At 72.4% G+C, this 23,500-nt stretch carries 22 protein-coding genes; 9 read left to right on the forward strand and 13 right to left on the reverse strand.

The window, feature by feature from the left end:
* Positions 1-14: 14 nt before the first annotated feature.
* Positions 15-1,346 (reverse strand): ABC transporter substrate-binding protein, encoded by a 1,332-nt coding sequence (locus JIG36_RS34560; protein WP_307873027.1) that lies wholly within the window; start codon positions 1,344-1,346, stop codon positions 15-17.
* Positions 1,347-1,611: 265 nt separating this feature from the next.
* On the opposite strand from JIG36_RS34560, the gene JIG36_RS34565 reads away from it, so the two are divergent.
* Positions 1,612-2,628 carry a LacI family DNA-binding transcriptional regulator gene (locus JIG36_RS34565; RefSeq protein ID WP_203380615.1) on the forward strand — a complete coding sequence of 339 codons (1,017 nt, stop codon included), beginning with the start codon at positions 1,612-1,614 and terminating at the stop codon, positions 2,626-2,628.
* Between the two features lie 39 nt (positions 2,629-2,667).
* On the opposite strand, the gene JIG36_RS34570 is transcribed toward JIG36_RS34565, so the two are convergent.
* Positions 2,668-3,156 (reverse strand): MarR family winged helix-turn-helix transcriptional regulator, encoded by a 489-nt coding sequence (locus JIG36_RS34570; RefSeq protein ID WP_307873028.1) that lies wholly within the window; start codon positions 3,154-3,156, stop codon positions 2,668-2,670.
* 94 nt (positions 3,157-3,250) lie between these two features.
* Positions 3,251-3,991: an SDR family NAD(P)-dependent oxidoreductase gene (locus JIG36_RS34575; protein WP_203380616.1), complete on the reverse strand. Its 741-nt coding sequence runs from the start codon at positions 3,989-3,991 to the stop codon at positions 3,251-3,253.
* Positions 3,992-4,313: 322 nt separating this feature from the next.
* Between JIG36_RS34575 and JIG36_RS34580 the strand changes: the two genes are divergently transcribed.
* Positions 4,314-4,781: an SAM-dependent methyltransferase gene (locus JIG36_RS34580; protein WP_203380617.1), complete on the forward strand. Its 468-nt coding sequence runs from the start codon at positions 4,314-4,316 to the stop codon at positions 4,779-4,781.
* Here the strand turns inward: JIG36_RS34580 and JIG36_RS34585 are convergent.
* Positions 4,771-5,082, reverse strand: coding sequence for a hypothetical protein (locus tag JIG36_RS34585; RefSeq protein WP_203380618.1), 312 nt, complete (start codon positions 5,080-5,082; stop codon positions 4,771-4,773). The two genes, JIG36_RS34580 and JIG36_RS34585, sit on opposite strands and share 11 nt — an antisense overlap.
* Before the next feature lie 94 nt (positions 5,083-5,176).
* Between JIG36_RS34585 and JIG36_RS34590 the strand changes: the two genes are divergently transcribed.
* Entirely contained in the window at positions 5,177-6,652 is a 1,476-nt protein-coding gene (locus JIG36_RS34590) for a calcium-binding protein (protein WP_203380619.1), read from the forward strand.
* Here the strand turns inward: JIG36_RS34590 and JIG36_RS34595 are convergent.
* The 6 genes from JIG36_RS34595 to JIG36_RS34620 all read right to left on the reverse strand — a co-directional run bounded on the left by JIG36_RS34595 (position 6,636) and on the right by JIG36_RS34620 (position 12,828).
* On the reverse strand, positions 6,636-7,706 hold the full coding sequence (locus tag JIG36_RS34595; protein ID WP_203380620.1) for an LLM class flavin-dependent oxidoreductase: 1,071 nt from the start codon (positions 7,704-7,706) through the stop codon (positions 6,636-6,638). The two genes, JIG36_RS34590 and JIG36_RS34595, sit on opposite strands and share 17 nt — an antisense overlap.
* Complete coding sequence (locus JIG36_RS34600) at positions 7,703-9,037, reverse strand: LLM class flavin-dependent oxidoreductase (protein WP_203380621.1); 1,335 nt, start codon at positions 9,035-9,037, stop codon at positions 7,703-7,705. Before JIG36_RS34600 ends, JIG36_RS34595 begins: the two co-directional genes overlap by 4 nt.
* Positions 9,034-9,756 (reverse strand): ABC transporter ATP-binding protein, encoded by a 723-nt coding sequence (locus tag JIG36_RS34605; RefSeq protein WP_203380622.1) that lies wholly within the window; start codon positions 9,754-9,756, stop codon positions 9,034-9,036. The genes JIG36_RS34600 and JIG36_RS34605 overlap by 4 nt, the downstream gene beginning before the upstream one ends.
* A complete protein-coding gene (locus JIG36_RS34610; protein WP_203380623.1) occupies positions 9,732-10,562 on the reverse strand; it encodes an ABC transporter permease in 831 nt (276 codons plus the stop codon). Before JIG36_RS34610 ends, JIG36_RS34605 begins: the two co-directional genes overlap by 25 nt.
* Positions 10,559-11,602 (reverse strand): ABC transporter substrate-binding protein, encoded by a 1,044-nt coding sequence (locus tag JIG36_RS34615; protein ID WP_203380624.1) that lies wholly within the window; start codon positions 11,600-11,602, stop codon positions 10,559-10,561. The genes JIG36_RS34610 and JIG36_RS34615 overlap by 4 nt, the downstream gene beginning before the upstream one ends.
* Positions 11,603-11,694: 92 nt before the next feature.
* Entirely contained in the window at positions 11,695-12,828 is a 1,134-nt protein-coding gene (locus JIG36_RS34620) for an ROK family protein (protein ID WP_203380625.1), read from the reverse strand.
* A gap of 257 nt (positions 12,829-13,085) precedes the next feature.
* Here JIG36_RS34620 and JIG36_RS34625 point away from each other — a divergent pair, with 257 nt between their 5' ends.
* The 4 genes from JIG36_RS34625 to JIG36_RS34640 all read left to right on the forward strand — a co-directional run bounded on the left by JIG36_RS34625 (position 13,086) and on the right by JIG36_RS34640 (position 19,229).
* Positions 13,086-13,631, forward strand: a complete 546-nt coding sequence (locus JIG36_RS34625; protein WP_203380626.1) for a hypothetical protein — start codon at positions 13,086-13,088, stop codon at positions 13,629-13,631.
* Positions 13,632-13,691: 60 nt separating this feature from the next.
* Positions 13,692-16,586 carry a helix-turn-helix transcriptional regulator gene (locus JIG36_RS34630; RefSeq protein ID WP_236048802.1) on the forward strand — a complete coding sequence of 965 codons (2,895 nt, stop codon included), beginning with the start codon at positions 13,692-13,694 and terminating at the stop codon, positions 16,584-16,586.
* A gap of 186 nt (positions 16,587-16,772) precedes the next feature.
* Entirely contained in the window at positions 16,773-17,204 is a 432-nt protein-coding gene (locus JIG36_RS34635; RefSeq protein WP_307873029.1) for a helix-turn-helix transcriptional regulator, read from the forward strand.
* Between the two features lie 27 nt (positions 17,205-17,231).
* Complete coding sequence (locus JIG36_RS34640) at positions 17,232-19,229, forward strand: S9 family peptidase (protein WP_203380629.1); 1,998 nt, start codon at positions 17,232-17,234, stop codon at positions 19,227-19,229.
* Positions 19,230-19,410: 181 nt separating this feature from the next.
* Here the strand turns inward: JIG36_RS34640 and JIG36_RS34645 are convergent, their stop codons facing one another.
* Complete coding sequence (locus JIG36_RS34645) at positions 19,411-19,743, reverse strand: hypothetical protein (RefSeq protein ID WP_203380630.1); 333 nt, start codon at positions 19,741-19,743, stop codon at positions 19,411-19,413.
* On the opposite strand from JIG36_RS34645, the gene JIG36_RS34650 reads away from it, so the two are divergent.
* Both JIG36_RS34650 and JIG36_RS34655 read left to right on the forward strand, forming a co-directional pair.
* Entirely contained in the window at positions 19,732-21,105 is a 1,374-nt protein-coding gene (locus JIG36_RS34650) for a hypothetical protein (protein WP_203380631.1), read from the forward strand. The two genes, JIG36_RS34645 and JIG36_RS34650, sit on opposite strands and share 12 nt — an antisense overlap.
* Positions 21,105-22,088: an MsnO8 family LLM class oxidoreductase gene (locus JIG36_RS34655; protein WP_203380632.1), complete on the forward strand. Its 984-nt coding sequence runs from the start codon at positions 21,105-21,107 to the stop codon at positions 22,086-22,088. Before JIG36_RS34650 ends, JIG36_RS34655 begins: the two co-directional genes overlap by 1 nt.
* Before the next feature lie 189 nt (positions 22,089-22,277).
* Here the strand turns inward: JIG36_RS34655 and JIG36_RS34660 are convergent, their stop codons facing one another.
* Complete coding sequence (locus JIG36_RS34660; RefSeq protein ID WP_203380633.1) at positions 22,278-22,730, reverse strand: DUF3291 domain-containing protein; 453 nt, start codon at positions 22,728-22,730, stop codon at positions 22,278-22,280.
* Between the two features lie 21 nt (positions 22,731-22,751).
* Positions 22,752-23,360, reverse strand: a complete 609-nt coding sequence (locus JIG36_RS34665; protein WP_203380634.1) for a helix-turn-helix transcriptional regulator — start codon at positions 23,358-23,360, stop codon at positions 22,752-22,754.
* Positions 23,361-23,500: the final 140 nt, after the last annotated feature.

The raw sequence follows: 23,500 nt of genomic DNA on the forward strand, positions 1-23,500 counted from the left end.
GCGGCTCGCGCCGCTCACTTCACCTTCTGCTGCGCGGCCTGCACCTTCTCGGCGGCAGCCTGCGGCGTCAGCTGTCCGGTCGCGACGGCCGACAGCGCGTCCCCGAGGGCGGTGTCCATCTCCGGGCTCTTCAGGTAGCGGGAGTACTTCACCTTCGGCATCCAGTCGGTGGTGAAGGTGTCCCAGATCTGCTTCTGCTTGTCGCTGGTGAACTTCTCCGGGTTGAGACCGGTCACGGCGGGCAGGTCGTTGAACGTGTTGATCAGCTTCTGCGCGCCGGCGCCGGCGATGAAGTCGGTCAGCGCCTTGCAGGCCAGGTCCGGGTTCTTGGTGTTCTTGCTGATGCCCAGGGCCACGTCGATGCCGCCGACGAACTGCGACTCGGCCGCGCCGCCCGGGATGGTCGGGAACAGGAAGGGCTGGTAGCCGCTCATGCCCTCGGACAGCGGGGGCAGGCCGGTCTTGCTCGGGTCGGACTGCTGGATCCACCAGGCGCCGAGCGGGATCATCGCCGCGTTACCGGCCTCGAACTGGTTGGCGCCGCTGGGGTAGGCGTCCAGGCCGATCGCGCCGTCCTGGGCGATCTTCTCGGTGAACAGCTTCTGCCAGTAGGAGAACGCCTCGACCAGCTTGGGGTCGGCCCACGACTTGGTGCCGTCCTCGGCCTCGTACGGCAGGCCGGGGGCGATGTTGTTGGCGATCTGCAGGAACACGACGTTGCGCAGCCAGCTGTCCTTGGCCGGGAGCATGAACGGCGCGTACTCGCCGCCCTTGAGCTGGTCGACCGTCGACTTGAGCTCGTCCCAGGTCTTGGGGATCTGGGCGTTCTTCTCCTCGAAGATCTTGGTGTTGGCCCAGAGGTTGACCGTCTGCACGAGCAGCGGGAGCGAGTAGAAGTTCTCGTCGCCGTCGGGGTTGCCGAGGCGGGCCTGGTCGATACCGATCGGGTAGAACTTGCTCTGCCAGTCGGCGCCCCAGGTCTTGGACGCGCAGTCCTGCAGCGGCATGAGGTTGGTGCGGTACTGCTGGGTGAGCGCGCCCGGCTGCAGGCCGATGATGTCCGGCATCGTGTTCGACGAGGCGCGGGTCTGCAGGTCGACCAGGTATTCGGGGTAGTTGAAGATGGTCGAGTCGATCTTCGAACCCGGGTTGGCCGCGGTGAAGGTGTCGACCATCTGCTTCGTCGTCTGTTCGATCGGGCTCCAGGACCGGAAGGTCAGCGTGCCCGAGGTTCCGCTTTCGCCGCCGGAGCTCTCGTCCTTGCTGGCGCCGCCGGCGCACCCGGCCAAAGTGATGCTGAGCGCGGTCGCCGCGGCAACCGCCATGAATGTCTTGTGCCGTTTCACGAAGGGTCCTTCCACGGGGGTGGAGGCCGCTTAGGCCCGGTGGATGTAGACGATTACATGAACCTCATCACTCACACAAGAGCTCTTCACCTGGCTATCTGTGTTTGATGGTCATCGCGTGGTGACAGACCTGAAACGTCTTGCCCTCATTCCATGGGATCGTTTACATTCGCCTTCACTCGGGGTCACGGCCGATCCTGTGAAGCAGGTAATCTGTGGCACTCCCTCGCCCCCGGAAAGGCCCACCTTGACCACGATCCGTGATGTGGCGCGACTCGCCGAGGTATCGACGGCGACGGTTTCCCGGGTCTTCACCTCCGACCCGGCGGTCCGCCCGGCGACGGCCGAGCGCGTCCGCGAGGCGGCCAAGCAACTCGGCTACGTGCCCAACACCCTGGCCCGCTCGCTGCGGCAGCAGACGTCGGCGACCTGGGCGCTGATCATCGCGGACATCGAGAACCCGTTCCTCACCCAGGTCACCCGGGGCGTGGAAGACGTCGCACAGTCCGCGGGCTATTCGCTGGTGCTCTGCAACACCGATGAGCAGCCGGAAAAGGAAGCGGCCTACCTCAACAGCGCCGAGCAGTACCGCGTGTCGGGCGTGCTGATCACTCCCACCTCGGCCACCAGCCCGGTCGACCAGCTGCTGGCCCGCGGCCTGCCGGTGATCACGATGGACCGTCCGCTGCGCCCCGACCTGGCCGTCGACACCGTGCTGATCGACTCCCGCCGGGCCGCCCGCTCGGCGGTCGACCGCATGATCGCCCGGGGCCGCCGGCAGATCGCCTGCATCACCGGCCCCCGGCGCGTGTTCACAGCGAGTGAGCGGGTGCTGGGTTATCGGGAGGCCCTGCTCGAGGCCGGTCTCCCGATCGACGAACAGCTGATCCACTACGCAGCGTTCAACGAGCAGGGCGGGCGCCAGGCGGCCGACGAGCTGCTGGGCCGGGCCGGCGCCGCTCCGGTCGAGGCCATCCTGGTCGCCAACAGCATGATGGCGGTCGGTGTCCTGCAGGTGCTGCGCGAACGCGGCCTGCGGCCCAGCCTCGACGTCGAGATCGTGGTCTTCGACGACGCGCCCTGGACGGGCCTGCTCACCCCGGCCATCTCCGTCATCCACCAGCCCGCGTACGAGCTGGGGCAGGCCGCGGGCAAGCTGCTGCTCGACCGCCTGCGCTCCCCCGGCCAGCCCGCCCGCACGGTGATGCTGAGCGCCACCCTGCCGCCGGAGGACGACACCCCGCCCCGCGACGACGTGCTCTCGTCGGCGCTGCTGGGTTGAGCCCGCTGTCCTTCGCCGCTGATGATCGACGCGGCGAGCTCAGGTGTTGATCGGGGGCGGGGGCAGCGTGCCGTTCCTCAGGACGCCGGCGTAGATCCGCTCCAGCGACCCGGCCAGCCCGGGCAGGTCGGCGCTCGGCAGGTCACCGAAGAACAGCTCCTTGACCAGCGCCGCGTGCCCCGGCGCGGCCTGGCGCAGCACACCCCAGCCGTCGTCGGTGAGCGCCACCTCGGTCACCCGCCGGTCGGCCTCGGCCGGCGCCATCACGACCAGCCCGCGGGTCGCCATCCGCTTCGCGTGGTGCGACACCCGGCTGCGCTCCCAGCCCAGGTGGTTGGCGAGCGCGCTGATCGGCAACCGGTTCCCGGGGATCTGGCTCAACCCGGTCAGCACGTCGTAGTCGGCCATCGAGAGCCCGCTGTCCGCCTGCAACTGACGATTGATCTCGTACGTCATGCGCAGTTGCAGACGGATCCAGGCGAGCCAGACCCGGCTCTGGTCGTCGTCCAGCCACGGGCTATCGGTCACCCGTCATTTATAGGCGGTCAGACCTGGTTCGCTTTGTACGCGGTCAGACCTGGTCGCTTTGTACGCGGTCAGACCTGGTCGCTTTTACCGGCGGTCAGACCTGGTTCGCGCCGCCGTCGACGTAGAGGGCGGCGCCGGTCATGAAGCTCGACTGGCCGGACGCGAGGAACAGCACCGCGTCGGCGATCTCGTCGGGGCGGCCCAGCCGGTCCATCGGCACGCTCGCGATCAGGCCCTTGAAGAGGGTGTCGACCTGCGAGGCGTCGGGCGCGAGCCCGGCCAGTCCCGGCGTCTCGACCGGCCCCGGCACGATCGTGTTGACCCGGATGCCCCGGCCGACGAGTTCCGCCGCCCAGGTGCGGCCGAGCGACCGGATCGCGGCCTTGGTCGCCGCGTACATGCCGAACGCCGAGCTGCTGCCGTCGGCCGCGGTCGAGCCGGTCAGCACGATCGACGCTCCCGGGTTGAGCAGGGGCAGCGCCTTCTGCACGGTGAAGACCGTGCCGCCCACGTTGCGGTGGAACGTCTGCTCGTAGTGCTCCCAGGTGGTGTCGCCGAGCGTCGCGAACTCACCGCCGCCGGCGTTGGCGAACAGCACGTCGAGCCCGCGGCCGCGCTCCGCGATGGTGGCGAACACCCGGTCGAGGTCGGCCGGGTCGCTGACGTCGCTGCGGATCGCCACCAGGCCGGCGGCGGCCGCCTCGTCGAGTTTGCCCTGGTCGCGCCCGGTCACGAAGACCGTCGCCCCCTCAGCCGCCAGCCGCCGGGCCGACGCCAGCCCGATCCCGCTGGTGCCACCGGTGACCAGAGCCGTCTTGCCATCCAGCTGTCCCATGTCCTTCTCCTGACGCTCAATTGCGTGACATGTCATGCATAGCCCCTGGAGGCGATAGATGACATGTCATGCTCATCACGTCGGTCCAGGTCACCCACCACCAGCCGGGGAGCGCGCGTCGGGCAGCAGTGTCAGGTCGCCGTCCAGGCGGCCCGCCCGGTAGTCCGCGGCCAGCGCGGTACTGGTGGTCGATGTGGTCGGCGTACGAGGTCTGCCGGGCCGCGGCGACGATGGCGGCGGCGGTCAGGGCCAGGCTCACCAGCGCGACTCCCCACGAGCGCCGGGCACCGCTTGCTGACCCCGGCGCGCTAGCCTGCCGGGCATGCCCAGCTTCGAGATCACCCCGATCGGTACGGTCCGGAACGAGCGTACGGATGTTCAGAACACCGACAACTGGGGTGCGGTCCGCAGCACGATCACCGTGGACGAGCGCTTCGGTGAGGCGTGCCTGCAGGGGCTGGAGGGCTTCTCGCACGTGGAGGTCCTGTTCGTCTTCGACCGGTTCACCGATGACGGCGACTACCGCGAACCACGCCCGTATCGCGGCCGCGCCGACCTTCCGCCCGTCGGCATCTTCGCCGGACGCGGCCCGCGACGGCCGAACCGTATCGGGGTGACCTGCTGCGCGATCGAGTCGGTCCGGGGGCGCGAACTGACCGTGGTGGGGCTCGACGCGATCTCCGGCACCCCGGTCATCGACCTGAAGCCGGCCATGGCCGAGTTCGTCCCGACAGGCGTGACGCAGCCGGGATGGGTCAGCGACATGATGGCGGACTACTTCAAGCCGTAGGCGGCGACTCCAGCACCAGCACCGCCATGTCGTGCAGACGCTGGAAGTAGGCGGCTTCCGCCCCGGACAGCTCCGGCAGCACCCGTTCCAGGTGAAGCTCGCAGGTCGCGAGGGTGTCCCACCGCCGCTCGTCGAGGGTGCCGCCGTTGTCCAGCCAGGTGGTGACACAGCCCGCCACATCGGCGTCGAGCAGCACCATCGTGACGCCCGCGACGTCGACCGACCTCAACCGGCCGGGGAAGGGCGTGCCGAGATGGGCGTCCCACAGCCGGGTCACGGCCACCGATCGATCGTCGTTCACGCGGACATCCTCGACCCGCCCGGTCCGGACCTCAACTCGCCGTCCCGGATGCCGACTGTGCGGCCGACCGATGAGGCGGGGAAAGGGGAACCGGGTGCGGCTGCGCTATCTGATGCCGGTGATGGTTGGTGGGCTGGCAGTGGCGATGACCGGGCCGGTCCCAGCCGAGGCCGCCTCGGCGAGCACGACCGCCGGTGGCGTGCGCCGGGCCTGCACGGTGGTCGGCACGGCCGGGAAAGACCGGCTCCGCGGAACCTCCGGCAACGACGTCATCTGCGGTCTCGGTGGCAACGACACCATCGACGGCCTCGGCGGTAACGACGTCATCGACGGCGGCACCGGGAACGACACCATCAACGGTGGCGCCGGCGACGACCGGATCTCCGGTGGCGCCGGGGCCGACTATCTCGAGGGCGGCCCGGGCATCAACAGCTGCCTGCGCGACGCGGCCGACACCTCCCCGGCCACTTCCTGCTCCGACCTTCAGGCGCCGGTTCTGCACACCGGCACGGCGAGCTGGGACAGCCCGGCCACCGTCGACAACTCCGCCCAGCGGATCCTGCACCTGCGGATGCGCGTCACCGACGACCGGGCCGGGATCCGGTACGCCCTGCTGAACTACAGCAACGGCTCGGTCACCGTCCGGTTCACCAGCCAGGGCCTGCTCTCCGGCACCGGCAACGACGGCGTCCACGACTTCCGCGCGGTGGTGCCCGCCTTCCTGCCGGCCGGTGAGTACCGGGCGATCGGTGGTGTGGCCGAGGACCGGGTCAACCGGCTGAGCTCGCCGGCCGATCTCACCAAGCTGCCCTCGTTCACCGTGACCGGGGATTCCGACCAGGCGGGACCGGTGCTCGACCGCTCCTCCCTGCGGTGGGTCACGCCGGCCACGCTCGACAACAGCGCGCCCCGCCCGGTCCGGCTCCGGATGCGGGTGACCGACGACCGGTCCGGCGTCGCCTCGGGCTACGTCATCCTGTCCAACAACAACGGCGGTCCGGCTGTCTACGTGAGAGGGTCCCGGCTGGTCTCGGGTACGGCGACCGACGGCATCTGGGAGTTCTCGGGCGTGATGCCCGCCAACGCGGTCCCGGGCGAGTGGATGGTCAACTCGATCGAGCTGGTCGACCGGGCCGGCCGCGAGTCGTCGGCGTCGGCCACGGACATGGCGCTCACCGTCACCGGCGTCGCGGACGAGGCCGACCCGGTGGCCGACCTCGCCGGCGCCCGCTGGATGACATCGCGGACGGTCGACAACGGCGCCGACCGGACCGTACGGCTGCTCCTGCGCATCACCGACGACCGTTCCGGCGTCACCACCCCGAACGACTGGACGCTCGCACTGGCCCCGGTCGGCGATCACGGTTCCAGCGCCTACATGTCGAGCACGCGCCTCGTCTCCGGCACCGCCACCGACGGTGTCTGGGAGTTCAGCGGCACGATCGAGGCGTCCTCACCGGCCGGCGTCTGGCACGTGCGGTGGCTCTCGTTCCACGACGGCGTCGGGCATCGCGCCCTCCTGACCGATGTCGACGAGATCCCCACGCTGACCGTCACGAACGCGCGCTGACGACGGCGTCGCGCAGACGCGGGATCAGGGCGTCACCCACGCGGGCGGTCTCCGTCCGGTACGGCGTGTCCGACAGCACGAAGTGGGTGACGCCCAGGTCCGCGTACCGGCGCAGGGCGTCGCTCACCTCGTCCGGCGTGCCGACCAGCCATGTCGTGCCCGCGCCACCGCCCCCGTGGCGGCCGGGGGCCGTGTAGAGGCAGCTGTCCAGCACGTCGCCCCGCTCGGCGAGGTCGAGCAGGCGCTGCTGGCCGACCGCGGGCCCGTGCCGGTCGCGCAGAAGGTCGCCGGGGCCGGACGCCGAGGCCATGGCGGCCACTCTCGCTTCCGCGTCGCGCCAGGCCTGCTCGGTCGTATCCCGTACGAGCGTGGTGATCCGCAACCCGAACTCGAGCGGCGGCAGCTCCCGGTCGGCGGAGAGGGCCCGCAGCCGGTCGATCCGCTCGGCGATGCCCGCCAACGGCTCACCCCAGAACAGCTGCACGTCCGCCTCGGTCGCCGCAACATGTTCCGCCGCCGCCGAAGCGCCGCCGAAGTACAGCCTGGGCCCGCCGCCGAACGGCCGGGGCACCACAGTGGACCCGGCGACCCGGAAGTGCTCCCCGGCGTACGTCACGTTCTCCTCGGTCCACAGCCGGCGAACCAGGTGCATGAATTCCTTCGTACGGGCATAGCGCTGCGCCGGGTCCCCTTCGACATCCCCGTACGCGGCCAGGTTGTCCCGCCCGCTCACGATGTTGACGAGCAGCCGCCCACCGCTGAGGTGGTCGAGCGTGGCGGCCGCGCTCGCGAAGTGCGCCGGTTGCCAGTAGCCGGGCCGGATCGCGGCCAGCGGGCGGAACGTGGTCGTCCGGGCCGCGATCGCCGTCGCCACCGTGAACGTGTCGGGCCGCCCCCAGCCGGTGCCGATCAACGCCCCCGACCAGCCGTGCTCCTCGGCCGTGCGGGCCAGATCGACGCTGTGTTCCAGGGTTCCGTAGCCGGCGACGGCGTCGTCCCCGCGGTGCCCGGGCTCGACGGTGTTGGGGATGTACCAGAGGAACGTGGGACTCATCGGGCGACTCCCTGCAGGGCGAAGCGGTTGGCCGGGCGGGGCAGCCCGTAGTGCTCGCGCAGTGTCGAGCCTTCGTATTCCGTACGGAAAAGCCCGCGCTCCTGAAGAATGGGAACAACCTCGGTGGCGAAGGCCTCGATCCCGGAGGGCAGCACGGCCGGCATGATGTTGAACCCGTCGGCGGCGCCGTTGTCGAAGTAGTGCTGGATGGTGTCGGCGACCTGGACCGGGGTGCCGGTGAAGGTTCGGTGCCCGCGACCACCGCCCAGTTTGCCGATGAGCTGGCGCACGGTCAGGTTCTCGCGGCGGGCCCAGTCCACGATGAGGGTGCGGCGGCTCTTCGCGCCCTCGATCTCGTCCTCACCCGGCAGATCGTCGGGCAGCGGCTCGTCCAGGTGCAGCACCGAAGGGTCGACGCGCAGCGTGTGCGCGAGCGTCCCGATGGCGTACCGCGGCGCGATCAGCCGGTCGAGTTCGGCGTCGAGCTCGCGCGCCTCGGCCTCGGTGGCGCCGATGACCGGCACGATGCCGGGCAGGATGACGACGTGGCCGGGGTCGCGGCCGGCCGCGGCGACCCGGCGTTTGAGGTCGGCGTAGAAGGCCTGGCTCTCGGCCAGGGTGGGCTGCGCGGTGAAGACGGCTTCGGCCCAGCGGGCGGCGAAATCCTTGCCGTCCTCGGACGACCCGGCCTGCACCAGCAGGGGGTAGGCCTGCGGCGAGCGCGGCACGTTCAGCGCGCCCTCGACCCGGAAGAAGTCACCCTCATGGCCGATCTCGTGGACCCGGTCGCGGAGGGCGTGCACGCCGGCCTGCTTGTCGGCGATCGTGGCGTCGTCGGCCCAGCTGTCCCACAACTTGGTGGAGACGTCGAGGAACTCGTCGGCCCGCTCGTACCGCGCGCGGTGCAACGGCTGGTCGGCCAGGCCGAAGTTGCGGGCAGCGGCGTCACCGGCGGTGGTGACGATGTTCCAGCCGGCCCGGCCGCCGGAGAGGTGGTCGAGCGAAGCGAACCGGCGGGCCAGGTTGTAGGGCTCGTTGTAGGACGTGGACGCGGTCGCGATCAGCCCGATCCGGCTGGTGCTGACGGCCAGCGCGGCCAGCAGCAGCGTCGGTTCCAGCTTGCCGGCCGGGCGGCGACCGGGATCGCTCCAGAGCACCGGGCTGTCGGCCAGGAACACCGAGTCGAACTTCGCGTCCTCGGCCACGCGGGCCAGATGCTGGTGGGCGGCGAGCGAGAGATTGGCGTACGGGTCGGAGCCGGGCAGCCGCCACGACGCCTCGTGGTGGCCGGTGTCGTGCAGGAACAGGTTGAAATGCAGTCGGCGGCTCATCGGCCCTCCCCTTCGACTCCCAGTTCGTCGAGCAGATATGCGCGCAGGTCGTCCCGCGAGCGGGTCCCGAGGTCGACGGGCACGTCGGCCCGCACCACGCCGCCGTCGAGCACGATGACCCGGTCGGCCAGCACGACGGCCTCGTCGACGTCGTGGGTGACCAGCAGGACCGCGGGCCGGTGGGCGGCACAGAGCTGGCGCAGCAACGCATGCATGCGGATGCGGGTGAGGGCGTCCAGCGCCCCGAACGGCTCGTCGGCCAGCAACAACTGCGGTTCCCGTACGAGGGAACGCGCGAGCGAGACACGCTGCTGCTCGCCTCCGGACAGTTCGAACGGCCAGGCCCGTTCCCGCCCGGCCAGGCCGACCTCGGCCAGCGCCTGCCGTCCCCGCTCGCCGGAACCGTGGCCGCGCAGACCGAAGGTGACATTGTCGAGCACCCGTTTCCACGGCAGCAGCCGCGAATCCTGGAAGACGACCGACACCGATGGCGGGACGGTGATGCGCCCGCGACCGGCGACGTCCCGGTCCAGCCCGGCCAGGGCCCGCAGCAGGGTGCTCTTGCCCGTGCCGGAGCGCCCGATCAGCGCCACGAACTCGCCCGCCGCGATGTCCAGGTCGAGCCCGTTGAGCACGCCGCCGTTGTCGTTGAAGCTGCGGTGGAGGTTGCGGACCCGTACGGCCGGGGTGGTGGTCAGCCCTCGAGTGTCTGTCGCCATGCGAGCACCCTCCTGGCGGTGAGGCGGACGGCGGTGTCGGCGCAGTAGCCGAAGACGCCGTAGATGACGAGGCCGACCACGATGACGTCGGTCTGGCCGTACTGCTCGGCCAGCGTGATCATGTGACCGATGCCGGCGGTGGCGTTGTACTGCTCGACCACGACCAGCCCGAGCAGCGACGAGGTGACCGCGAACCGCATGCCGAGCAGGAACCCGGGCAGGGCGCCGGGCAGCACGATGTGCCGGACGAACTCGCCGCGCCCGATGCCGATGGTCTCGGCCAGTTCGGCGTACCTGCCGTCGATGCCGCGCAGCCCGTTGTGCGTGTGCACATAGATCGGGACCAGGCTGATCAGGGCGATGGTCACGATCTTCATCTCCTGGCCGATGCCGAACCAGGCGATGAACAGCGGTATCAGCGCGAGCGTGGGCACCGACCGCTTGATCTGGATGGGCCCGTCGATCAGCGATTCGCCGGCCCGGGAGAGCCCCGAGACCACAGCCAGCACGCCGCCTGCGACCACCCCGAAGGCCAGCCCGGAGGCGGCCCGGGCCAGCGACGACAGGACGTTGCCGAGCAGGTCGTGGTTGACCCACTGGTCCTGGAAGGCGATGACCACGTCCCACGGCGCGGTCAGGATGGCCGGCTTGATGAGACCGGTGGCCGAGCCGGCTGACCAGAGCGCCAGCACAACCGCCGGGCCGATCCAGAAGGCGCCCCGGAAGCGGCGGCCCGGGCCGAGCCGGCGGCGTACGACCCGTTCGTCGCCCTCGAAGGCCGGGGCCGGGGCCTCGATGACGGTCATGCGGCATCACCGCTGACCACCTGCGAGCCGACGGCGTCGGCCTCGACCTTCTCGAAGCGCCGGTCGACCAGCGTGCTCACGTCGAGCTTTTCCTGCTTCTGCTCGGTGGCGAGCAGGTCGGCGGTGGCCTGGAGGCGGGCGATGGCGTTGTCCCACGTGGCCGGGATGCCCTTGACGCCGTCGCTGGCGATGACATCCTTGGCGTCCTCGGGCCCGAGCCCCTGCACCTTCTGCAGATACGCCTTCGAATACCCGTCGGGGTTCTCGTTCTGCCAGAGCAGCGCCCGCGCCCGCAGCCCGACGTAGACCTTCAGCGCCGCCGCCTTCTCCGCGTCCTGCACCGAGGAGGTGAGGCAGTAGAGGGTGGACGCGTCGTCGCGGATGCCGGTGAGGATCGCGGTCGCGCCCGGGTATTTCGCCTTGTAGATCTTCGCGTTGGCCGCCCCGATCGGGGCCACGTCGACGGCCTTGCTGCCCAGAGCGGTCACGTACGAATCACCGGTGCTGGTCAGCTCGACCAGTGTCACGTCCTTCTGGCTCAGGCCGGCCTTCTGCAGCACCCGCAGCACAAGCGCGCCCTGGGCCTGGCCGGCGCTGTAGGCGATCTTCTTGCCGCGCAGGTCGGCCAGGGACGTCACGGCGACGCCGGGCGCGACCCCGAGCTGATAGATGGGATGGGTCAGCGGGTCGACGGTGACCGACTGGAACACGATCCTGGTCGAGGTGCCGGTCCACGCGGCGAACAGCGACGGGATGTCGGCGACGGCGCTGCAGTCGAGTTTGTCGGCGCGGAAGGCCTGGATGCTCTGCGGGCCGCCGCTGATGTTGGCCCACTCGACCTCGACCCCGGCCTCGCTCAGCTCCTTGTCCAGGCCCGAGGCGCCGAGGACGGCCTGGATCGCCGGGTCGCCGATCCGGATCTCGGTGCCGCTGGGAACCTTCTCGGGCAGGGCGGCCGTCAGCTCCAGGGTGGCGCCGCCGTCGTCGCTCGCGCACCCGGCCAACAGCACCGCGGTCAGCAGGAATGACAGTCTCCTCACAAGGGGGCTCCGTTCAGGCGGAAGTCGGGGGGCGCGCGCTTCAATTCATACTATGCAGCTAGGAGAAGAAGGCAACTAAACGCCGGACTGAATTAACTCAGCGGCCGCGCGTAGACCTGATCGAGCGCGACCGCCCCACCGGCGACGGCCAGGACAGTGGCCGGGAAGCTGGTCGCCCGGACCACTTCGGGCACGTCGGCGCCCGCGGTCGACCAGGCCGCGACCTCGGCCCGCAGCACCTCGAGACAGGCCGGGATGCGGTTCGCGCCCGCCTCGGCCACCACCAGCACCTCGGGGTCGAACAGGTCGAGCAGCAGCGCGGCGGCCCGCCCGACCAGGCGGGCCCGCTCCTCGAACAGGGCCAGGGCGCGGGCGTCGCCGTTCTGGGCCGCGGCCACCATGGACAGCAGGTCGGTCGCCCCGCCCCGGCACACCAGCGTCTGCTCGGAGACTGCCGCTTGCAGGCAACCGGTCCGGCCGCAGGAGCAGCGCTCGGCGCAGCCCTCGACGCTCAGGTGAGCCACGGCGCCGGCGGCCGAACGGGGGCCCTGATGCACCACGCCACCGGTCGCGAAGGCCACGTCGACCACGTTGCCGACGAACAGGTGCACGGCGCTCTGGCGGGCCCGTCCGGCGACCGCACCGAAGAGTTGCTCGGCACGCAGCAGGGCGCGGGAGTTGCTGTCGACCCGTACGGGAAGGCCTGTCTCGGCCGTCAGCGTCGCGCCCACCGGCACGTCGCGCCAGCCCAGGGCCGGGTGTTCGACCACCGTGCCGGTGACCGCGTCGACCCAGCCGCCGGTCGCCACCCCGACCCCCAGGATCCGGCGCTTCCCGCGCTTCTCCCGCAGCGTCCGGATCCGCTCGGCCAGGGATGCCAGCACGCTTGCCGGATCCCGCCCGTCGTGCGGCGTGCGGTGCTGGGCGATGACCTGACCGCGCAGGTCGAGCAGGGCGACCGTGGCGTGCGGGACCGCAATGTGGGCCCCGACCACCGCGACCGCTTCGGGGTTGATGTCGAGCGGCACGTGCGGACGGCCGATCCCCGGAGGGCCGGCCGCCTCGGGCGCCTCCCGGATCAGCTCACGGTCGAGCAGCGAGGCCGCGACGCCGCTGATCGATGCCGCGGACAACCGGGTCGCCCGCGCCACCGAACTGCGGGGAACCGGCCCGTGGTCGAGAACGGCGCGCAGCACCGCACCCGCCGAGTCGCTGTGCCGGGTCATCTCCGCACGCTAGCCCGCCGCCGGCCGCCGGGTCGCGCCTCGTGACGGGACGTTTCAGGGTCGGTAACAGTCGGCCCGCGGTGTCGCCGGGGCATGGGTGCGACTCGGGACCGCTCTCGCTCACGGCCTTCTCCGCCCGGCACGCCGCGGGCCGGGAAATATGCCGTTTGCTCTATCCCGGCCCCGCCGGCGGCGTAGTTAGCTGGCAGCCGGGCACGGCCGGCCCGCTTACCGACCGGACGACGAAAGAGGAATTTGTGACACGCACCAGGATGGTGGGCTTGGGCGCGGTCGTGGCCGTGGCGGCCGTGGCCGGATGCTCCGGCGGAGACGCCCCGGAATCCGTTGCGGGCGCCGCTGATCCGGTCGCCGCCGCCCAGGCCGCGAGCCAGGGCAGCGGCGCCAAGGTGTGCGCGCTGCTCAAGACGTCCGAAGTGGAGGCGGTCTTCGGGACGACCGTCAAGACGCCCGAGCCGACCGACGGACCGATCGTCGCGAACTGCGGGTTCAAGGCCGACGGCGCCGGGTTTCATCTGGTCGCCACGGTCTCGGCCTACCAGGACAAGACCCAGGGGCAGTTCGACGAGCAGAAGGCCTACCAGGAAGGGAACGAGCCGGTGAGCGGGCTCGGCGACGAGGCGTACGCGGTGACCTCCGGGCACGAGACGATCGTGTCGTTCCGGCAGGGCGACCGGATCGGCGAGATCGCGAAGGTCTACACCGGCTCGCGCGACGAGGCGAAGACCGCCGAGGACACCGAGACGATGATCGGGCTGGCCCGCCAGATGTCCGCCCGTCTTTGATCGCCTTCGATACCCTCGCCCCGGCGACGGGTTGCGGAGGGTGGCGGTCGGGTGCGGGCCATGGTCGGCCGGGAGAACGAGTGGCGGACGGCGATCGGGGCGGTGGCGGCCGCGGCCCGCGCGCCGCAGGTGCTCGAGATAGCGGGCGCGCCGGGGATCGGCAAGACGCGTCTGCTGGCCGAACTGGCCGCCCATGCCCGCACCCGGGGCCACCGTACGCTGGCCGGCCGCGCCAGCGAGTACGAGCACGAGGTGCCGTTCGCGGTGCTGATCGGCGCGCTCGACGACTTCGTCCGCACCCACGCCGAACGGCTGCGGGACCGGCTCGGCGACGAGGACACCGAGCGGCTCGGCGAGATCCTGGACGGATTGCGGGCCGGCCCGGGGCGGGCCGCGGATGACAGTGCGGTCGCCCGCCATCGCACGCTGCGGGCACTGCGCCGGCTGCTCGAGGTGGCGGCCGAACCGGACGGGCTGGTGCTGATCCTCGACGACGTGCACTGGGGTGACCCGGCCACCATCGACCTCGTCGACTACCTGGTGCGCCACCCGCCGGCCGGCCCGGTCGTGCTGGCGCTGGCCTACCGCCCGGCCCAGGCGCCCGACCGGCTGGCCGCTGCGCTCACCGCCGGTCCGGCCGGGGCCGCGCATCACCGGATGACGTTGACGCCACTGGAGGAGGGGGAGGTGGGGCGTCTGCTCGGGCCGGACGCCGACCCCCGCGAGACCCGTCAGTTGTTCCGGCTCAGCGGTGGCAACCCGCTCTACGTCGACGCGCTGCTGCGCTGCGGCATCGCGGCCGCGGGTGGTGCCCGTACGCCGGACGACCTGGACCCGGCCCTGGCCGCGTTGCCGCCCGAGGTGCGGGCCGCCCTCGGCGCCGAACTCGCGATGCTGGGCCCGGACAGCCGCCTGGTCGCGGCGGCCGCGGCCGTCGGCGGCGACGAGTGCGAGCCGCCGCTGATCGCCGAGATCGCCGAGCTGCCGCCGGGCGCGGTGCTGCGGTGCGTCGACGAACTGGTGGCCCGCGACGTGCTCCAGGTGGTCGCCGGAACCGGTCGGCTGCGCTTCCGGCACCCGCTGATCCGGCACGTGGTCTACGCCTCGGCCGCGGCCGGGTGGCGGCTCGCCGCGCACGCCCGCGCCGCCGCCTGCCTGGAACGGGTGGGGGCGCCCCCACGGGCCCGCGCGCACCAGGTGGCCCGCTCGGCCGCGATCGGTGACGTGGGCGCGGCGCTCACGCTGATCGAGGCGGCCCGTTCGGTCGGCGCGCAGGCCCCGGCGACAGCGGCCGAGTGGATGCAGACCGCGCTGCGGCTGCTGCCCAACCTCCCCCGCACCGGCCTGTCCAGCCGCGACCGCACCAGCCCCTCCTCGCGTGACCTCGCCGGGGACCGCCCTCTCTCGCGTGACCTCGCCAGGGACGGCCTTCCCTCCCGTGACCTCGCCGGGGGCGGCCTTCCCTCCCGGGCGGAGCTCGTCGGCTATCTCGCGGATCGGCAGGCCGCCGCCGGGCGGCTGGCCGACGCCCGGGCCAGCATGGGCCTCGTCCTGGACGAGCTGATCGGATCCGGGCACCCGGAACGGGCGGCCGCGGTCGCCTACACCGGGGCGCTGCTGCGGCTGCTCGACCGGCACGAGGAGGCGCAGGCCCTGCTCGCGGCCGAACTCGACCGGATGCCCGGCGCCGAACAGGCCGACGCCCTGCTGCTGCAACTGGCGACCTACGCGCTGATGCGCGGGCAGCTGGGTGAGGCCGGGCGCCGGCTCGCACAGGTCGAAGCGCTCGTGCCGGGAACGGCCTCGGCCGCGATCGCCGGGGCGATGCGCGGCATGACCGGCGACGGGGCGGTACTGTCCCGGACGGCGCTGATCGACACGCTCTCCGACGCCGAGATCGCCGACCGGCTCGACGTCTTCGCCTGGCTCTGCTGGGCCGGGCTCTATGTCGACGGTCCGCAGGACTCGCTGCGCCGGCTGCACCGGTGCCGGCAGATCGCGGTCCGCACCGGGCACAGCTTCGTGCTGCCGTACCTGTTGGCGATGCAGGCCCTGATGCTGGCGCGGCTGGGCCGGATCGGCGACGCCATGCTCATCGCCGAGGAGGCCGTCGACCTGGCCCGGCTGACCGGGGCCGGCGAACCGCTGGCCCTGGCGCTGCTCACCCGCTGCTGGCTGCAACGCTGCGCCGGTGACTTCCCGGCCGCCATCGCCACCGGCGAGCAGGCCGTGGCGGCGGCCGCGACCGGCCGGGGCTGGCTGGCCACCGCGCGGGCGATGCTGGCCTTCGCCCGGATCGCGGCCGGTGAGCAGGAACGCGGCGCGGCCGAGCTGAGGGCCGCGGGTGGCGGCCCGGAGCTGCCCGCGCTCTATCCGCACAACCGGCTCATCGCCTGCACGGTGCTGGCCGAGGTCGCCGCCGGCCGGGGCGACGGTGACGACGCCGCGCACTGGGCCGCGGTGGCCGGACGGGTCGCCGACCCGGGCCGCGGGGTGGGTGCCGGGCTGGTGCTGCTGGCCCGCGCGTACGCCACCGGCCACGACGACCCGGCCGCGGCCGCCCAGCTCGCCGAGCAGGCGGCCGGACGGCTCACCGAGGCCGAGCTGCTGCTGGTCGCCGGGCGGGCCTGGGTGGCGGCCGCGGGCCTGCACAAGCGGGCCGGTGCCGGTGACGCGGTGCGGCGTGCGCTCGACCGGGCCGAGACTGTCCTCGACGGTTCGGGCGCCGGTGACCTGGAAGCGAGCATCCGCCGCCTCCGCGAGAAGGAGACGGTCGCCCTGACTCCGCGCGAGGCCGAGATCGCCGCGCGGGTCGCCTCGGGACGCTCCAACGCCGACATCGCGGCCGAACTGCACCTCAGCATCCGTACGGTCGAGACCCACGTGTCCCGCATCTATCTCAAGCTCGGCGTGGCGACCCGGGCGGCCGCGGTGAGCCGTTTGGCGCGCGTCTGAGAGCTCGCGGCGGCGACCCGGGCGGTCGCGGTGAGCCGATCGGCGCGCGTCTGAGAGCTCATGGCGGCGATCCGGACGGCCGCGTCTGAGAGCTCATGTCGGCGATCCGGACGGCCGCGTCTGAGTCCGGTGCGGCCGCGTCCCAGCCCCTACGTGGGAAGGGTCCGTAAGCACCCGGATGTGCGGGTGAGCCGGGTGGGGCAGCCTGGTCCGGCGGTCGTGCGGCGCGGCCGGGCAGGGGGAATGATGCACGGCGGCCTGGAGTTCGGGACGTGGCTTCTCGAGACCGGCGACGGCGGCTGGCTGGAGGCGATCGCTGCCCTGGCCGCGACCGGTGACACCGAGGGCGCCCGCCGGCAATTGACGCGGGCGCACCGGGCCTTCGCCGCCGAGCGGGACGTTCCCGGGATCGCCGCCCTCACCCCGCGCGAGACCGAGGTGGTGACGCTCCTGGCCGACGGGCTGACCAACAGGGAGATCGCCGCCCGGCTGTTCGTCGCCCCGGGCACGGTCTCGATACACGTCGGACGGGCGTACGCGAAATTGGGTGTCTCCCGCCGTGCCGCCGCCGCGGCCCGCCTGGCCGAGGCGGGACTTGTCCGAGCGGGCGCGCGGTGAAGCGGCGGCGGTGGTAGAAGTGGACCGGTGAATGCCTTCGCTGACCTTGACGCGTACGTCCGTCTCCCGCACGTCGACGGGCTGTGGCTCTCGCCCGACGGTCGCCGGCTCGTGGTCGGGGTGGGCACGCCGACCAAGGAGAACAACCGCTACAGCACGGCGCTGTGGGAGGTCGACCCCGAGGGGCAGCGACCCGCCCGGCGCCTGACCCGCAGCGTCAAGGGCGAGGCGGCGGCCGCGTTCACCCCCGAGGGCGACCTGCTGTTCACCTCGGCCCGGCCCGCGCCCGACGGCGAGGACGACGACGACAAGTCGGCCGCGCTGTGGCGGCAACCGGCCGGCGGCGGCGACTCGCAGGTGATCGCCAAGCTGCCCGGGGGCCTGCACGGCGTGCGGGTCAGCGCGAACGGCACGTTCCTGGCCGCCTCGGCGATGCTGCCCGCGGCCGAGGGTGTCGACTCCGACCCGGAGGTCCGCAAGCAGCGCAAGGAGTCCGGGGTCTCGGCGGTGCTGCACGAGGGTTATCCGGTGCGTTTCTGGGACCACGACCTCGGTCCGGCGCGGCCCCGGCTGGTGACCGGCCTGCTCGACGTCGACGAGCTCGAACTGCGCGACCTCACCGGCCACGTCGGGTCGGCGCTGGACACCGAGGGCGACTGGGATCTCAGCGCCGACGGCCGCACGGTCGTGGCCACCTGGGCGGTCGACGAGCCGGGCGGATCGCTGCGGACCACGCTGGTCGCGATCGACGTGGCGACCGGTGCGCGCCGCGAGATCGCCGCCGACCCCAGCCACGAGTACGGGTCCCCGCGCCTGTCACCCGACGGCACCCGCGTGGCCTGCTCGGTGCGCGCCCGGTCCAGCCTGGAGGAGCCGGGCGACACGTGGGTGGCGGTCGTGCCGGTCGATGGCGGCGCCGAGCGGGCGCTGACCGCCGAGTGGGACCGGTGGCCCGGGCCCGCCCGCTGGACGCCGGACGGCGCCGCGCTGATCCTGGCGGCCGACGACAACGGGCGTGCGCCGCTGTGGCGGGTCGACGCCGAGACCGGCCAGGTCACCCGGCTGACCCCCGACGACGGCTTCTACTACGACGTGCGGATCGCACCGGACGGCCGGTGGGCGTACGCGATGCGCAGTGCCATCGACAGCGCGCCGGCCCCCGTGCGGGTGAGCCTGGAGAGCCCGGCGCCCTTCGCATTCCTGCGCAGCCCGGTCGAGCAGCCCGAGCTGCCCGGCCGGCTCGAAGACTTCACGGCGACCGCCGCCGACGGCACCCCGCTGCGCGGCTGGCTCGCGCTGCCCGAGGGCGCCGACGGCCCGGTGCCGCTGGTGCTGAAGATCCACGGCGGCCCGACCGCGTCGTTCAACTCGTGGTCGTGGCGCTGGAACCCGTGGGTGTGGGTGGCCCGCGGCTATGCGGTGCTGATGCCCGACCCGGCGCTGTCCACCGGCTACGGCTACGAGTTCATCAAGCGTGGCTGGGGCAAGTGGGGCGAGGCGCCGTACACCGACCTGATGGCCATCACCGACGCCGTGGTCGCCCGCCCCGACATCGACGAGACCCGCACCGCCGCGGCCGGCGGCTCGTTCGGCGGTTACATGGCCAACTGGATCGCCGGGCACACCGACCGGTTCGACGCCATCGTCACCCACGCCTCGTTGTGGGCGCTCGACCAGTTCTCGGCCACCACCGACTACTCGTTCTACTGGACGCGCGAGATGAGCCCCGAGCGCCGGCACGAGAACTCACCGCACCGCTTCGCCGACGCCATCACGACCCCGATGCTGGTCATCCACGGCGACAAGGACTACCGCGTCCCGATCGGCGAGGGCCTGCGCCTGTGGTGGGACCTGGTGTCGCGCTCGAAGGAACAGGGCGTGCCGCACAAGTTCCTCTACTATCCCGACGAGAACCACTGGGTCCTCACGCCGGGCAACGCGAAGGCCTGGTACGAGACCGTGCTCGCCTTCCTCGACCACCACGTCCTCGGCCACGACTGGCAGCGCCCGGAGTCGCTCGGCTAGCCGCGGCTCAGGTCACCGTCCGCAATGACGTTGCTGTGGGGCGGGCCGTGGGTGAAGATCGGTTCATGACTTACGGGAAGGGCGCCCTGCGCCGAGCGGTGTGAGCGCGGCCGAGGACGACTGGGGATGGCTGGACGCCGGGCTGGACTCGGGTGAGGTTCTGGATCCCGGCGACTTGCGGTCACGTGTCTTCGACGGGGTCGCGGCGGATCGGGACGGGGTGATGACCCGCCGGCTGCTGGGCTTTGCGGCGGATCGGCGGGTTTCGGTTCGGCGGACGCTGTTCGAGCTGCTGGATGATCTGTGCTTTCAGAATCCCGGCTGGCCGCTCGTGGCGGATGCCGCCGAGGCGGCTCTGGGCGACGAGGATCCACAGGTCCGGCGGGCCGCGGCGACGGTACTGGTAGGTGCTGCCGAACTCGATCGGGCCCTGGCGGCCCTGGATGTCGCGGGCGATCCGGTGGTGCGGGCCGCGCTCGTGGATGCGCTGCCCTGGCACCGGTTGCCGCAGCATCGTTCCCTTCTCGAGAGCCTGCGGTCGGATCCGGCGCTGGCCGTCCGTCTGCTGGCCAACGTGGCTGTCCTGAGCCGAGGCGAAGGCAAGGGCGCAGAAGAAGCAGCATGGAACGCGGCGATCCGGGCCGATCTCGAAGCCGACGTTCCGGGGGCCGGGCGCGGGCGGACCGGGGGCGAGCGGTGGGCGCTGGCGTTGACCCGGCTCGACCGGGAAGAGGACTGCTATGCCTGGGTGCACCGGCTGACCGATCCGGCCGAGAGCCCGCGGGTGCAGGTCAGGCTCGAAGGCGTACGGATGGCGGTCGAGGCCATGCGTACGTGGCGCGCGGCCCCCGGCCGGCTGACCCCCGTGCTCACCGGTCTGCGGGAGGAAGGCGCGGCGCTGCGGGCGGTGGCGGCCTCGTTGACCGCGTCCCGGCTGGCCGTCGAAGCACTCGCCGAACGTCTGGACGACCCCGAGCTCGGCCCGGTGGCCGCGACCGCGCTCGGCTGCGTCGGCGACCACCGGGCGTTCCCGTATCTGGTGCGGTCGATGCTCGTCCGCGACGAGCCGCGATTGGGCGAGGCGTTCCGCGCGCTCGCCCGGGCCGGCGCCGATCCGCGAGCACCAGTGGCGGCCGCCCGGGAGCTTCTGGCGGCCCGCCCGGACTCCCCGCCGGGTCTGGCGATGCGGGTGCTGGCCGCATTCGGCCCGGCGGCGGCGCCCGCGGTGCCGGAACTCATCGCCACGGTGCGGGCCGCCGGAAACGACACCCCGGCCAGTACGTTCCGGATCCTGGGCCGGATCGGTCCGGCCGCCGCGGACGCGGTCCCCCTGCTGCGGCAGCACCCGTCGCCACACGCGGTGCTCGCCCTCCTCCGGATCACGTCCGACCGGACGGTGGCCGACCGCTATCTCGCCGGGCGCCCCGAGGACCGTCGCCGCGACCGTCTGGCCCCGGCGCTGCTGACCTGGATCAGCGAGAACGGTGGGCTCACCGTCCGGCAGCACCGGCAGCTGCGGAACCTCTTCCGTACCCCTGGATTCGGGCAGGTGGACACGGCGGGTGCGCTCTGGCGCCACGAAGGTCCGGCGGCGGCCGCCGAGGTGGTGGAGGCGCTGTCGGAGTATCTGTTCGACGACCTGCTCGGGCCCCGGGCGCTGCGGGTGCTCGGTGCTATGGGCGTCCATGCGCGCCCGGTCCTGGACCGGCTGGACGGCTTCATCGGCCGACGGAGGCGCGGCGGGTTCCACATCGGCGACTACGACGCCGAGATGCGCGCGGACGAGATGATGCTCGCCGCCACCATCGCCGCCCGCAACCAGATCGCCGGGCCGGGGGAACAAAGCCCTCCCCCGACAGCGCTGAACCAGGGGTGATGATCAACGGCCTCTCGCTGCTGGACCGGTCCCGTACCCGCGCCGGGGAAGGCGGATCGGCGGCGCTGCGCGACACGGTGACGCGGGCCGAGCGGGCCGAACGCCTCGGCTATGACCGGTTCTGGGTGGCCGAGCACCACGGCGTTCCGGGGATCGCCGGTTCGGCCCCGGCCGTGCTTCTGGCCGCGGTCGCGGGGGCGACGACGACCATCCGGATCGGGTCGGCCGGTGTGATGCTGCCCCACCACCAGCCGCTTGTCGTGGCCGAGCAGTTCGCCACGCTCTCCGCCTTCGCGCCCGGCCGCGTCGATCTGGGGCTGGGGCGCTCCCCCGGCTTCACCGCGCCGGTGCGGCGGGCGCTGCGGCAGACCGACCGGGATTTCGCGGCCGACCTGGCCGAGCTACAGAGCTTTCTTGACGGTACGGCGGAGGTCAGCCTGCACCCGCAGCCCGAGGGCCGTCTGCCGGTCTACGTGCTGGCCACCGGCCGCGGGCTGGAGCTGGCGGCCGGACTCGGGTTGCCGGTGATCGTGGGCGGACCGATCCTGGGCATCGGCGGCGACCCCGGGCCGGGGCTGGCCGCGCTGGCCGGCTACCGACGCGCCTTCCAGCCGTCGAAACAGCAGGCCGAACCGTGGGTGGCGGTCAGCCTCGACGTGCTCGTCGCCGACACCGCCGCCGAAGCCGCCGACCTGCTGCTGCCGGAGGCGTGGGCGATGGCCCAGAGCCGTACGACGGGTGTGTTCCCGCCCCTGATCCCGGTGGCCGAGGTCAAGGCGGCGGCCAGGAGCACACGCCAGCAGCAGTACCTCGACCAGACCCTGGCCGCGGCGATCGCGGGCACGCCGGCCGACGTGGAAAGCCGGCTGGCCGAGCTATTCGAGCGCACTGGCGCCGCCGAGCTGGTCACGGCGGGCAGCACCTTCGACCGCGACGCCCTGGCCGCCTCGGACGCGGCACTGGCGGCGCTGTTCAGGGGCTGAGCCCACCGGGGCGTGCGGCGTGGCTCAGCTGCTGAGGAAGGCCGGCGAATCGGCGGCCGGACTGCCCGGCCGGACGCTGAAGGTCAGGATCGTCAGGGCGGGCCGGCCGGCAGATCGAGTTGCTCGTGGTCGAGCTCCAGCACCCCGGCGTCGCCCGTACGAAACGAGGCCGACCGACTCGGTTGCTGATCACGCGTTGACCGGCGCCGGGAACGGCTCCCGCAGCGTGAACGCCTCGGGTGTGGGTCCGTGCCGGCGCAGGTCGTCCAGCCGGTCGGCGGCCTCGGTGAGGTCGGGCCGCTGGCCGACCGGGATCCACCACAGCACGAGGTGCGGGGCGTCCAGCGGGACGAACCAGTCGCGGCGGCGCCGCAGCGGGCCCAGGTGGCCGGTGCGGTAGGTGAAGTTCCGCAGCGCCTCCACCGACTGCCACACCGTGAGGTTGACGATGACGTCGTCGCCGTACGGGCGGAGGGCGGTCGCGTCGCCGGAGTCGTCCTGCAGGCGCCAGACGAAGCCGGGTGAGCTCTCGGCAAGCTCGTTGATCTCGGGTAACTGGGCGACGAAGTCGGCGAGTTCGGGGCTGTCGAGCGGGGCCCGCAGCCGGGCGATGTTGAGCTGCGCGAGTTCGTGGTCGGCCATGCGGTCAGCCTAAACTCTATGTCAATCGGGATTGTTTTTAGAAGACAGGGCCACGCAGCAGCCGGTCGGACCCGGGTCGAGGCGGGCGTCGGCGCCGGTCAGGCCCTGCAGCAGGGCGAGGTTCATGCCGCAGACCAGACCCGGGTGCGACTGGGCGAGGGCATGGAACGGGCAGTTGCGCAGGCGGATGGTGCGGCCGGCGTCCTCGTACGGCTCATAGCCCAGTTCCTCGAGGCGGGGCATCAGCTCGCCCCCGGCCAGTTTGGCGCCCTGTTCCCGCGCGGCGGCATAGAGGGCGGGTTCGGCCCCGGCCTGCTCGACCGCGTCGGCCAGCACGGTCGCCAGCAGGCGGTAGTCGCGCGGGGGCAGCGTCACCGCGTGCTCGGTCTCGGAGCGGTGGTAGAGCTTGGCCGGCCGTCCCGCGCCCGGGCCGCCGGTGCGCCGGGCGTACGAGGTGTCGAGCAGCCCGGCCTCGGCCAGCTTGTCGAGGTGGAATGCGGCCAGGGTGCGGCCGACACCGACCGCCTCGGCCACCTCGTTGCGGCCGACCGGTTCGGCCCGCGCGACGACGAACTCGTAGACGGCTCGGCGCAGCGGCTCCCGCAACGCCCCCAGGGCCTCCAGCGACATGGCGTCGACGCTACCCCCGCGCCCGGGCGTGTCCGCCGGCCGCAAAGACCGGCTCCCGCGGCCGGGCGTGTCCGGGGATAGGACGACCCGCGCCGGCCCGCCGCCACGAGGCGGGCCGGCGCAGTTCTCAGGCCTGAAGA

Origin of the sequence: Paractinoplanes ovalisporus, assembly GCF_016834655.1 — a bacterium.
Classification (GTDB): Bacteria; Actinomycetota; Actinomycetes; order Mycobacteriales; family Micromonosporaceae; genus Actinoplanes; species Actinoplanes ovalisporus.